This window comes from Bradyrhizobium sp. CCBAU 51753, assembly GCF_015291565.1.
GTDB lineage: Bacteria > Pseudomonadota > Alphaproteobacteria > Rhizobiales > Xanthobacteraceae > Bradyrhizobium > Bradyrhizobium ivorense.
This window is the reverse complement of the sequence record NZ_CP030037.1, coordinates 7,686,284-7,698,555: the sequence shown is the minus strand read 5'-3', so window position 1 is coordinate 7,698,555 and position 12,272 is coordinate 7,686,284. Positions and strand designations below refer to the sequence as shown.

At 66.3% G+C, this 12,272-nt stretch carries 12 protein-coding genes; 9 read left to right on the top strand and 3 right to left on the bottom strand.

Annotated elements, in window-relative coordinates:
• Positions 1 to 47 precede the first annotated feature (47 nt).
• Both XH93_RS35210 and XH93_RS35205 read right to left on the bottom strand, forming a co-directional pair.
• On the bottom strand, positions 48 to 953 hold the full coding sequence (locus XH93_RS35210; protein ID WP_194475445.1) for a LysR substrate-binding domain-containing protein: 906 nt from the start codon (positions 951 to 953) through the stop codon (positions 48 to 50).
• 303 nt (positions 954 to 1,256) lie between these two features.
• Entirely contained in the window at positions 1,257 to 2,594 is a 1,338-nt protein-coding gene (locus tag XH93_RS35205) for an MFS transporter (RefSeq protein WP_194470991.1), read from the bottom strand.
• 198 nt (positions 2,595 to 2,792) lie between these two features.
• Here XH93_RS35205 and XH93_RS35200 point away from each other — a divergent pair, with 198 nt between their 5' ends.
• Positions 2,793 to 3,824 carry an alpha/beta fold hydrolase gene (locus XH93_RS35200; RefSeq protein ID WP_194470990.1) on the top strand — a complete coding sequence of 344 codons (1,032 nt, stop codon included), beginning with the start codon at positions 2,793 to 2,795 and terminating at the stop codon, positions 3,822 to 3,824.
• Between the two features lie 13 nt (positions 3,825 to 3,837).
• On the top strand, positions 3,838 to 4,785 hold the full coding sequence (locus XH93_RS35195) for a fatty acid desaturase (protein WP_194470989.1): 948 nt from the start codon (positions 3,838 to 3,840) through the stop codon (positions 4,783 to 4,785).
• Between the two features lie 23 nt (positions 4,786 to 4,808).
• Here the strand turns inward: XH93_RS35195 and XH93_RS35190 are convergent, their stop codons facing one another.
• Positions 4,809 to 5,420: a TetR/AcrR family transcriptional regulator gene (locus tag XH93_RS35190; RefSeq protein ID WP_194470988.1), complete on the bottom strand. Its 612-nt coding sequence runs from the start codon at positions 5,418 to 5,420 to the stop codon at positions 4,809 to 4,811.
• A gap of 129 nt (positions 5,421 to 5,549) precedes the next feature.
• On the opposite strand from XH93_RS35190, the gene XH93_RS35185 reads away from it, so the two are divergent.
• From XH93_RS35185 to XH93_RS35155, 7 genes are all read left to right on the top strand, one after another.
• Positions 5,550 to 6,575, top strand: a complete 1,026-nt coding sequence (locus XH93_RS35185) for a histone deacetylase family protein (protein WP_194470987.1) — start codon at positions 5,550 to 5,552, stop codon at positions 6,573 to 6,575.
• Between the two features lie 197 nt (positions 6,576 to 6,772).
• A complete protein-coding gene (locus XH93_RS35180) occupies positions 6,773 to 7,531 on the top strand; it encodes a FadR/GntR family transcriptional regulator (protein ID WP_194470986.1) in 759 nt (252 codons plus the stop codon).
• A gap of 7 nt (positions 7,532 to 7,538) precedes the next feature.
• On the top strand, positions 7,539 to 8,468 hold the full coding sequence (locus XH93_RS35175; protein WP_194470985.1) for a Gfo/Idh/MocA family protein: 930 nt from the start codon (positions 7,539 to 7,541) through the stop codon (positions 8,466 to 8,468).
• Positions 8,469 to 8,470: 2 nt separating this feature from the next.
• Positions 8,471 to 9,547, top strand: coding sequence for an aldose epimerase family protein (locus XH93_RS35170; RefSeq protein WP_194470984.1), 1,077 nt, complete (start codon positions 8,471 to 8,473; stop codon positions 9,545 to 9,547).
• A 23-nt stretch (positions 9,548 to 9,570) separates the two neighbouring features.
• Positions 9,571 to 10,449 (top strand): SMP-30/gluconolactonase/LRE family protein, encoded by an 879-nt coding sequence (locus tag XH93_RS35165; RefSeq protein ID WP_194475444.1) that lies wholly within the window; start codon positions 9,571 to 9,573, stop codon positions 10,447 to 10,449.
• Positions 10,450 to 10,494: 45 nt separating this feature from the next.
• Complete coding sequence (locus XH93_RS35160; protein WP_194470983.1) at positions 10,495 to 11,223, top strand: TetR/AcrR family transcriptional regulator; 729 nt, start codon at positions 10,495 to 10,497, stop codon at positions 11,221 to 11,223.
• 51 nt (positions 11,224 to 11,274) lie between these two features.
• Positions 11,275 to 12,219: a DUF1932 domain-containing protein gene (locus tag XH93_RS35155; RefSeq protein ID WP_194470982.1), complete on the top strand. Its 945-nt coding sequence runs from the start codon at positions 11,275 to 11,277 to the stop codon at positions 12,217 to 12,219.
• The last annotated feature ends 53 nt before the right edge of the window (positions 12,220 to 12,272 follow it).

Below are 12,272 nucleotides of genomic sequence, written 5' to 3'. Positions count from 1 at the left end.
GATGCGCGTCCAAGCCAAACGCGGTATCGAGCGATGCCGAAACGGCATCAATCGCCGCGCAGATGCGGCGCGGCGATTTCGCCGGCGATCTCGATCAGCGACGGCAGCAGCTGGTTCTCGTGATCGCGCCGCCACACCATGAACAGCTCGACCGGCACCGGCGTGCGCAGCTTCAGCGGCTTCAGCCGGACGTCGGCGATCTTCAGGCTCGCGGCGGCCTCCGGCACGATCGAGACGCCGAGCCCGGCGCGCACCATGGCGAGGATGGCGTGGATCTGGCTGAGATGCTGGACATAGCGCGGCAGCACGTCGGCGCGGGTGAACAGCGCCACCAGCAAATCGTGGAAGTAGCGGCTCTCATAGGGCGAATACATCACGAAGGGCTGGTCGTCGAAATCCTTGAGCGTGATGGTTTCAGCCGACGCCAGCGGATGCTTCTTCGGGATCGCCGCGAGTAGCGGCTCGGCGACCACGCGCCGGCTCGCAAGCTCCGGCCGCGCCACCGGCGGGCGCAGCAGGCCGGCGTCGATCTGCCCGGTGGCGAGCGCCTCGAACTGGTCGCCGGAGACCATCTCCTTCAGCGAGAAATCGACCTCCGGCAGCCGCACGCGGCAGGCCGCGATCAGGTCGGGCAGGAAGCCGTAGGCGGCCGCCGCGGTGAAGCCGATCTTGAGCGAACCGGTCTTGCCGAGCGCGATGCGGCGCGCGACCTGCGAGGCGGATTCCGCAAGCTTGAGGATGCGCCGCGCCTCGGGCAGAAAGCTGCGCCCCGCCGGCGTCAGCCGCACCGAGCGGCTGGTGCGTTCGAGCAGCGGCGCGTCGATGATGTGCTCGAGCACCTGGATCTGCCGGCTCAGCGGCGGCTGCGTCATGTTGAGCCGCACTGCGGCGCGGCCGAAATGCAGCTCCTCGGCCACCGTGACGAAACAGCGGAGCTGGTTGAGGTCGAACATCGATGCAAGCCCGGAATGGATCGCGCGGGGTTTTGTGCGTTCTAGCATCGATGCCTCCCAGTGGCCAAGGACGCAAACAGACGAAGACGGCGGCCGCAGCCGCCGTTTTCAAGTTTTGTGTCAACTCCATCCTCGTCATTGCGAGCGAAGCGAAGCAATCCATCGCGCGGCATATGCGGTGGCATGGATTGCTTCGTCGCTTCAGCGCAAAATTGCTTTGCAATTTTGTCGCTTTCACTCCTCGCAATGACGGAACTGGACAGATTTACGGCCTTTCCAGAAGTACTGCTCACGGCGGCTTGGTCACGCCGCCTTCAGTTGCACCCGCTTGATCTCGCCAACGATGAAGAGGTAGGCGATCGCCGCGACCAGCGCGTTGGCGCCGACGAACACCAGCGCGCCGTTGAACGAGCCGGTGGCGGCCAGGATGTAGCCGATGATGATCGGCGTCGTGATCGAGGACAGGTTGCCGAAGGTGTTGAACAGGCCGCCGGAGACGCCGCCGGCTTCCTTCGGCGAGGTGTCGGAGACGACAGCCCAGCCGAGCGCGCCGATGCCCTTGCCGAAGAAGGCGAGCGCCATGAAGCCGACCACCAGCGCCTGGCCGTCGACATAGTTGCAGGCGATGATCGACATCGACAGCAGCATGCCGCCGACGATCGGGATCTTGCGCGCCATGGTCAGCGAGCCAGTGCGGCGCAGGATAGCGTCCGAGATCACGCCGCCGAGCACGCCGCCGATGAAGCCGCACAGCGCCGGCAGCGTCGCGACGAAGCCGGCCTGCAGGATCGACAGCCCGCGCTCCTTCACCAGATAGACCGGGAACCAGGTCAGGAAGAAATAGGTCAGCGTGTTGATGCAGTACTGGCCGATATAGACGCCGAGCATCATGCGGTTGGCGAGCAGCTGGCGGATATGATCCCAGCCCGGGCCGCTATCGTGCGCCTTGCCGCCCTTCGCGGCGTCCATGTCGACCAGCGCGCCGCCCTTCTCGATGTAGTCGAACTCGGCCTCGTTGATCGCCGGGTGCTCTTTCGGCTCGTAGATCGTCTTGATCCAGGCGATGCCCATCACGATGCCGAGCCCGCCCATCACGTAGAACACGTGGCGCCAGCCGTAACTGTGCGCGATCCAGCCCATCAGCGGCGCGAAGATCACGGTCGCGAAATATTGCCCGGAGTTGAAGAAGGCCGACGCGGTGCCGCGCTCATTGCCGGGGAACCAGGAGGCGACGATGCGCGCATTGGCCGGGAACGACGGCGCTTCGGCGATGCCGACCAGGAAGCGCAATGCGAACAGCATGATCACGGCGGCGCCGGCGGACAGGAAGCCGACCAGGCCCTGCACGGCGGTGAAGATCGACCAGACGATGATGCTGATCGCATAGACCCATTTCGAGCCGAAACGGTCGAGCAGCCAGCCGCAGGGCACCTGCGCGACCACATAGGACCAGCCGAACGCCGAGAACACATAGCCCATCGCGATCGGATCGAGCTGCAGTTCCTTGGAAAGGGCGGGGCCGGCGATCGAGAGCGTGGCGCGATCGGCATAGTTCACGGTGGTGACGAGAAACAGCATCGTCACGATCAGAAGCCGGACGCGGGATCGCCGCGTCTCCGCAGCTGTTGCAATTGCGCTCATTAGCGCCTCCTCGAAAATTTCCTCGAGGGCTCTCCTAGAGAGTTGACGGCAAGGGGTCCAAGCCCAAACGGGTATCGATCCATACCGGTTTTGAATTGATCGGCCCGGTGTCATGCCACCGTTGACAAATAATGTACGAATAGTACAGTTATTGAATGCGCAGCGTCGCGCAAGCAGCATGACCGGAGGCGATCGGCGATGACCGCGCCACGCGATTACGAGATCTTCGAAGCCGGCGACGTGACGCTGCAGGGCGGCGCCGTGTTCCCGCAGCTCAAACTGGCTTACAAGACGTTCGGCAGGCTGAACGCGGCCAAGGACAACGTCATCCTCTATCCGACCTCATTCTCCGCGCAGCACACCGACATCGAATGGCTGGTGCAGAGGGGCGGGGCGCTCGATCCCGACCGGTACTTCATCATCATCGCGAACCAGTTCGGCAACGGCCTGTCGTCCTCGCCGTCGAATTCGCGCGACGTGCTGGGCGCGGCGCCGTTTCCCGCCTTCAGCTATTACGATGGCGTTGCCGTTCAGCGGCGGCTGCTGGTCGAGCGGTTCGGCGTAACAAAACTCGCGCTGGTCTATGGCTGGTCGATGGGCGGCATGCAGGCCTATCACTGGGCCGCGCGCCACCCCGAGATGGTCGAGCGCGCAGCGGTGGTCTGCGGCAGCGCGCGATGCTCGCCGTACAACCATGTGTTCCTCGAAGGCGTGAAGGCCGCGCTGACCGGCGATCCGGCCTATCGGGACGGCCGTTTTGTCACCAGGCCGACGGCGGGCTATCGCGCGATGGGCCGCGTCTATGCCGGCTGGGCGATGTCGCATGAGTTCTATCGCGAGGAAGCCTGGCGCGAGGCCGGCTTCGCATCGCTCGAAGAATACCTTGCCGGCTCGTGGGACACGACATTCGCGCGGCGCGACGCCAATGACCTGCTGGCGCAGATCGCGATCTGGCAGGCCGGCGACATCAGCCGTTGCGACGAATTCGGCGGCGACTTCGACCGGGCGCTAGCTGCGATCAGAGCGCACATGCTGCTGATGCCCGGGCGTACCGACCGCTACTTCGACATGCGCGACAACGAGGACGAGCTCGGCCGCCTGGTCAATGCGCGCTCAGCCGCATTGCACGCGATCCCCTCGATCCACGGCCACCGCGCCGGCAATCCGGTCAGCAACGCCGCCGACCGCGCCTTCATCAACGCCGAGATCTCGGCGCTCCTGCAACGCTGACAGGTGAGACGACATGAGCATCGCAGAGACCCATGACGGCGGACCTCGCCTGAAGCCGCTGAGCGCAACTGATGTCCGCGACCTGTCGGACAAGTCGAACTTTGCAGGCGCGGTTCGCGCGGCGAGCCACTACGGAATGATCGCGATCGTCGGAACACTGATCTGGCTGGTCGCGTCGCGCTACGGCCTCGGGTGGGCTCTGCCGTTGATCGCTGTGCAGGGCTACTTCGTCGCGTTCCTGTTCATGGTGGTGCATGAGACCGCGCACAAGACCGCGTTCCGCAGCCATGCGCTCAATCTCGCCGTCGGCAATCTGTCCGCCTTCATGATCGGACTGCCTTACGAATACTACCGCCTGTTTCACTGGGACCATCATCGCTACACCCAGGATCCGGACAAGGATCCGGAGCTGATCGTCGGCCCCAAGCCGAGGTCGGACACGCAGCTCGCGATCGCCTATTCGGGGCTGCTGCAGGTGCTGGTCCGCATTCGCCTGATGCTGCGGCATGCGATCACGGGACAGGTGATCGTGCCGTGGATTCCGCAAGCCAAGCGCGCATCGATCGTGCTGGAAGCAAGGCTCTATCTTGCGGGCTATCTGCTGCTCCTGGCGGCGTCGCTGGTGCTGCACAGCGCGATCCTGCTCTGGGTGTGGATCGTGCCGCTGCTGGCCGGTCAGCTCATCCTGCGTCCGTATCTCTATGCCGAGCACACCGGGTGCGAGCGGACGCGCAGCGCGTTCGAGAACACCCGCACCACGATGACCGGTCGGATCATGAAATGGTTCGCCTGGAACATGCCCTATCATGTCGAGCACCATGCCTATCCGACGGTGCCGTTCCATGCGCTACCGAAGCTGAACGCCATCGTCGACGGCCACATCGTGTATCGCGGCAGCAACTATCGCGCCGTGACCCGCGAGACCTGGGCCTGGTTCCGCCGTCAGCGGCAGACCACTTGATGCTGGAGCAAGAGAGCCCGCGATCACGCGTCCGCGCGCGGCCGCAGCACCAGATTGACGAGATTGCGTGCATAGGCCGGCGTCAACGGCTTGATGCCGAACACATAGCGATAGAACAGGCTACCGTAGATCGCGTCATAGATGTCGCCGGGGACGCCGGGCGCAGCGATGCTGCCGTCCTTCTGGCCGGCGGCGATGATCTCCAGCATCTTTGTGCGGCGCAGGCTGAGGTAGCGCTCGTAGAACAGCTCCGCCGATCCGGTCCTGGAGATGCATTCCGAGATCACCGCGAGCTGCACCCGTCCGAATTCGCCCTGCAACGCCTCGACATAGGTGCCGACATGGCGGCGGATCCGGGCCACCGGGTTGCCCGTATCAGGCAGCGGCACGGCGCGCGAGGCCTGGTCGAGAAAGGCATCGATCAGCAAGGCCTCGCGCGACGGCCACCATTTGTAGATCGTCATCTTCGAGACGTTGGAGTGTTTTGCGATCGCATCGATGGTGGTGGCGGCAAGGCCGGTGCTCGCCATCAGCGCGTAGGCGCTCTGCAGGATCGCGGCCGTGGTCGCGGCGGAGCGTGGCCGGCCGCGCCGCGCGGTCGTGGCATCCGCGGTTTCCGCCTTGCTGCGCGCCATCGCCGGAATTCGTCCCCTGCATGTTTGAATCACTGCCGTGCACGTGGGCATAGCATGAAATCGAGGCGCTGTTTCGGATCATCGTTGCCGCTGATAGTCTACAACGCTACCGATTGAGAGGAGTGTCCCGTGAAGGCCGTCTACAGTGATCTGCACCGCAGCCATGATCCGCAATTCTTCCTGGTCCGCGGCGTGGTCCAGCGCACCACCGAGCAGCCAGAACGCGCCGATCGTCTGCTGGCGGGGCTGAAGGCCGGCAAGCACACGCTGGTCGAGCCGACGACGTTCGGGCAGGGGCCGCGGGCGCGGGTGCACAGCCCGGAATATCTGAGCTTTCTCGCCGAAGCCTGGGACGCCTGGACCGCGCTCGGCGATGCCGGGCCGGAGATGATCGCCAACATGCATCCGGTGCGCAACGCCGGCACCTATCCGACGCATATCGTCGGCAAGCTGGGGTGGCACACGGTCGACACGGCTGCGCCGATCGGTCCCGGCACCTGGGCCGGCGCCTGCGCGTCGAGCGATGTCGCAGTGAGCGCGGCGCAGATGGTGCTCGACGGCGAGGACGCGGTGTATGCGCTGTGCCGTCCGCCCGGCCATCACGCCTATCGCGATCTCGCCGGCGGCTTCTGCTTCCTCAACAACAGCGCGATCGCCGCCGAGCATCTGCGACTGAAGCACGAGCGCGTCGCGATCCTCGACGTCGACGTGCACCACGGCAACGGCACGCAGGGCATCTTCTATGAGCGGCCGGACGTGTTCACGGTCTCGATTCACGCCGATCCGTCGTTCTTCTATCCGTTCGTCTGGGGCTATGCGCATGAGCGCGGCGCCGGCGCCGGTCTCGGCACCAATCTCAATATTCCCCTCGCCAAAGGCACCGGCGACGACGATTACATCAAGGCGCTGGCGGTGGCGGAGAAGGCGATCCGCGCCTTCGCGCCGACCGCGCTGGTGGTCGCGCTCGGCCTCGACGCCTCGGAAAGGGATCCGCTCGCGGGCCTCGCCGTCACCACCGACGGTTTTCGTCGTATCGGCGAGCGGCTTGCGCGGATCGGCTTGCCGACCGTGCTGGTCCAGGAGGGCGGCTATCTCTCCGATATCCTCGGCGCCAATCTGACCGCCGTGCTCGGCGGGTTCGAGGCGGCGCGCTGACACGGTGATCTGGCGATGAATTTGGCTGCACCCCTCCCGCTTGCGGGTCATCGCAGGGGGGCGCGGCCAAACCAGCGAAAACAACCCCATGCAAAGTAGCCCGGGCGCCACCAAAAGTAAGATTATATGACTAGGAATTGGCGCCGACTTGTGGTCATCCTTGCGGCATGAGCCGATCAGGGGCAGCCGATCGATCGATGACTTCCGGTCTCGTGATCATTCCGGCGCGGCGTGCGCATTCCAACCACGCCGAGGTGGCGCGCAGCATCGGCATCGACATCATCGCCGGCCGCTATGCCGAGGGCGCGCGGCTGCCGGGCGATGCCGAACTGACGTCGAGCTTTGGCGTGTCGCGCCCGGTGCTGCGGGAAAGCATCAAGACGCTGGTGGCCAAGGGCCTGCTCACCACCAAGGCGCGGGTCGGCACCGTGGTGCGCGGGCGCAATGCCTGGAACATGTTCGATGCCGACGTGCTGGCCTGGCATCTCGACGTCGGCATCGACAAGCAGTTCCTCGGCGATCTCGCCGAGATACGGCTTGCGATCGAGCCGCGCACGGCGGCGCTGGCCGCCTTGCGCCGCACCGAGGCGGACATCGCCGAGCTGCGCCGCTGCGTCGAGATCATGCGCCGCGAGCCGTCGGATTCCGACGCCTTCACCGACGGCGATCTGGCGCTGCATATCGCGGTCGCCAACGCGTCCGGCAATCCGTTCATGCGCTCGGTCGACGGCGTGATCGAGGCCGCGCTACGCGCATCCTTCGTCGTCAGCGCGCCGGTCGATCCGGCCGACCGCGAGACCGTGCTGAACTGGCACCAGCGCATCGTCGATGCGATCGCCGACGGTCGTGCCGCCGATGCCGCCGCCGCGATGACCGGAGCCATCTTCCACGGCATCCGCCGCCACGGCGCGGCGGTGGTCGATCCCGCCTTGTACGACGCGAAATCCAAGACATGAGTCCGCAGTGACAGAACCGCTTCGTATCGCCATCGTCGGGTTCGGCGAGATCGCGCGCCGCCAGCACGTGCCGGCGATCGCCAGGACGGCAGGCGCTGCGCTGATCGCGGTGGCCGATCCGGTCCGATCGTCGCCGGACCTGCCGCATTTCCGCGACCTGCAGGCGCTGCTGCGCGACCGTCCGGAGATCGACGCGGTCGCGCTCTGCACGCCGCCGCAGCTGCGTCGCGAGCAGGCCGCCGCCGCGCTCGCCGCGGGCAAGCATGTGCTGCTGGAGAAACCGCCGGGCGCCGCCGTCAGCGAGCTCGCGCCGCTGGCTGCGGCCGCGCACGCAGCGGGACGGACGCTGTTCGCGAGCTGGCATTCGCGGTTCGCGCCGGCGGTTGAGCCGGCGCGGACCCTGCTCGCCGGCCGCAACATCACCAAAGTGACGATCACCTGGAAAGAGGACGTGCGGGTCTGGCATCCCGGCCAGGCCTGGATCTTCGAGCCGGGCGGTTTTGGCGTGTTCGATCCCGGCATCAACGCGCTGTCGATCCTGACGCGGATCCTCCGCGAGCCGGTGTTTGCCAAAAGCGCGGAGCTGATGTTTCCGTCCAATCGCGCGGCGCCGATTGCGGCGGAGCTCGAGCTCTCCGATCAAAATGGCCTGCCGGTTCATGCCGCGTTTGATTTCCGCCAGACCGGCCCGCAGACCTGGGAGATCCATTGCGAGACCGATGCCGGACCCGTGGCGCTGCTGAAGGGCGGCAGACAATTGCGCGATGGCGGCCAGCTGATCGTCGACGCCGAAAAGGAGGAGTATCCCGCGCTCTATCGTCACTTCCTCGCGCTGACGGCCGACGGCAAATCCGATGTCGACCTGGCGCCGCTGCAGCTCGTCGCTGACAGTTTTATGCTCGGGCGGCGGCACGTCGTCGAGGCGTTTGAGGACTGACCATGGGCACGATCGATCGCGCGCCCTTTGGCAAGCTGCCTGATGGCTCCATGGTCGAGCGGGTGACGCTGCGCGGCGCCGGCGGCTTCGAGGCCGCGATCCTTTCGTTTGGCGCTACGCTGCAGGCGCTGCTGACGCCGGATCGCGACGGGCATTGCGACGACATCGTGCTCGGCCATGACGCGTTCGACGGCTATCTCGCGCAACGAAAATTCTTCGGCGCGACGATCGGGCGCTACGCCAACCGGATCGCCGGCGCGCGTTTTGTCCTCGACGGGACGCCCGTCACGCTCGACGCCAACAACGGCCCCAACGCCTTGCATGGCGGGCTGCAGGGCTTTGATCGCAAGCTCTGGCGGATCGCCGCGCTCACCGACCATCCGGAGCCGACGCTGGTGCTGGAGCGCGAGAGCCCGCATTGCGAGGAGGGCTACCCCGGCAATCTTTCGACCCGCGTCACCTATCGCGTGCGCAATGCAACCGAGCTTTCGGTGACCTACGAGGCGACCACCGATCGCCCGACCGTGCTTAACCTCACCAACCACAGCTTCTTCAATCTCGACGGCGCCCGGGCCGGCAGGCAGATCCTCGATCACCGGCTGACCATCGCATCGGATCATTTCCTGGCCGTCGACGCGACGGCTATACCGTTGCCGGAGTCGCCGCGGCCGGTCGACGGCACGCCGTTCGATTTCCGCGAGCCGACCGCGATCGGTGCGCGGATCAGGATGAACCACGAGCAGCTCCGCCTCGGGCGCGGCTACGATCACAATTTCTGCCTGGCTCCGGGCACCGGCCTGCGCTTCGCCGCGCGGCTCGAGGCGCCGCGTAGCGGAAGGGTGATGGAGCTGTTCACCGATCAGCCCGGACTGCAGTTCTATTCCGGCAATTTCCTCGACGGCTCGACGGCCGGCAAGGGCGGCCTTCTGTACCGGCAATCGGACGCGCTCTGTCTCGAGCCGCATGCCTGGCCGGATACGCCGAACCGGCCGGATTTTCCGTCGGCGCGGCTCGATCCCGGGCAGACCTATCGGCGCACGATCGTCTATCGCTTCGCAACGGATGGAGCATCGACATGACAAACCACGACGCCGATGCCTTGATGGAAGACGTGCCGACGTCGGTGCTGTCGGCCGAACGCTGCCACCTCGGCGAGGGACCGACCTACGACGCCACGACCGACACCGCCTGGTGGTTCGACATCCGCGAGCGCCGTCTGTTCGAGCATCGCTTTGCCGGCGGACGCACATTGGTCCACGAACTACCAAACATGGCGAGCGCGCTGGCGCGGATCGACGACGCGCGGCAGCTCATCCTCACCGAGGACGGGCTGTATGTCCGGCATGTCGCCGATGGCCGCATGGAATTGTTCGTCGCGCTGGAGGCCGACAATGCTCTGACGCGCTCCAACGACGCGCGGGTGCATCCTTCGGGCACGTTCTGGCTCGGCACCATGGGAAAGCGCGCGGAGCAGGGGGCGGGCGCAATCTATGCGCTGCACCGTGGCCGCATCACGCGGCTTTACCCTGACATCACCATCCCGAACGCGATCTGCTTTTCGCCCGCCGGCGACATCGGCTATTTCGCCGATACCGCGACCAACCTGCTGTACCGCGTGCCGCTCGATGCATCGACCGGATTGCCGGCCGGCGAGCCCGCCGTGTTGATCCGGCATGAAGGCACGGGCGGGATCGACGGCGCGGTGGTCGATGCCGACGGGCTGATCTGGAACGCGCGCTGGGGCGGCGGCTGCGTCGATGTCTACGATCCCACAGGCCGCCGCCTGCGCTCGCTGCAGGTGCCGGCGACGCAATCGAGCTGCCCGGCGTTTGTCGGCCGCGATTTCTCGCGGCTGCTGGTGACGTCGGCCTGGCAGGACATGGACGCGGCGCAGCGCGCCGCCGATCCCGAACACGGCAAGACGTTTTTGCTCGAGGCGAGCGCGCGCGGCCGCGCCGAGCCGGACGTCAGGCTCGCCTGACGCGTGTTGTTGACGCGACCTGATCGCTTGTACGATAGTACAAATATGGTCCGCAAAGCCGCCAAAGCCGACGCCAAGGCCGCCAGCACACGCAAGCCGAACATGCGCGAGGCGATCCTCGCCGCGGCGGAGGAATTGTTCTCGACCTACGGCTTCAACGCCGTGTCGGTGCGCGACATCGCGCAGGCCGCCGGCGCCAATCCCGGCAGCGTGACCTATCATTTCAAGACCAAGGACGGCCTGCTGCTGGAAATCTATCGCCGTCATTGCGGGCCGATGAACCGGCGGCGTTCCGAATTGCTGGCGGCCGCGCGGCGGGTGCGCGACCTGCAGGACCGCCTGGAGGCGATCGTGCGCGCCTATGTGCTGCCGGCCTTCACCTCGGGCAGCGACCTCGCCGGCGGCGGCACACGGTTTACGCGGCTGCGCGCCATCATGTCGGCCGAGGGCAATGAGGTGGTGCGCAAGATCATCGCGCAGACCTTTGACGACACCAGCCACGCCTTCATCGATGCGATCCATGAGAGCCTGCCGCACATCCCGCGCACCGACATCGTCTGGCGCAGCCACTTTCTGCTCGGCGCGCTTTATTATTCGCTGGTCACGCCGGAGCGCGTCTCGCGCCTGTCGCGTGGCAGTGCCGACGGCGCCGATGCCGGCCACGCCATCGAACAACTGGTGCGCGCAACCGCCGCCTCGCTGCAGGCCGCGCCGCTCGATCAGGCGGCGCCGGCGCGGCGCAAGGCCCTCGTCTCGGCCAAGGGCGAACGCTGACCTGGTCTTCGGTCGACGACTGTTCGACGATACAACACGGGATTTGAACTGATGACAGTCTCCAGCGATCCACGGCAGTGGCAGATCGGCCTGCTCGGCTATGGCGAGGTCGGCCGCATCCTCGCGGAGGATTTGCGCAAGCAGGATATCAAGGTCGCCGCCTACGACATCAAGCTCGACCGCGAGCAGGGTGCGCCGCTGCGCCGGCACGCGGCGGGCATCGCGGTCGAGCTGATGCGGTCGCATGCCGAGCTGGCGGCCAGCGCCGACTTCATCGTCTCGGCGGTGACGGCGAGCCAGGCGGTGGCGGTCGCCGAGGCCTGCGCGCCTGCGATCCGAAAGGACAACTGGTTCCTCGATTTCAACTCGGCGTCGCCCGGCGCTAAGCAGCGCGCCGCAGCTCATGTCGACGGCGCGGGCGGGCGCTATGTCGAGGGCGCAGTGATGACCTCGGTGCCGCCGTACCGGATCAAGGTGCCGCTGTTGCTCGGCGGCCGCGATGCGCGCGAGCTGGCGCCGCTGCTGGTGACGCTCGGCTTTGCGGCCAAGGTCGCGAGCGACGAGCTCGGCGTGTCCTCGGCGGTCAAGATGTGCCGCAGCATCATGATCAAGGGCCTCGAGGCCATGGTGATCGAGAGTTTTACGACCGCACGCGCCTATGGCGTCGAGGATGCGGTGCTCGCCTCGCTGAAGGAGACCTTTCCGGCCATCGACTGGGAGAAGCAGGGCGCCTACTTCTTCCAGCGCGTGATCGAGCACGGACGGCGGCGGGCCGAGGAGGTGCGCGAGGTGGCGGAGACCGTGCGCGAGGCCGGGCTGACGCCATGGTCGGCATCGGGCACGGCGGAACGCCAGGCCTGGGTCGCCGACCTCGCCGACGAGGGCGTGTTCGGGATCAAGGGATCGCCCGACTTCGCCCGCAGCGCCGATTGGCGCACCGAGGCCGACCGGATTTTGGCGCGGCGCAGTCCGGGGTCACGCAAGGCGACAGCGTGACACCTTCGACGGTGTCTTAGAGCACGATGGGATCAGGTCGAACAGTCATCGCG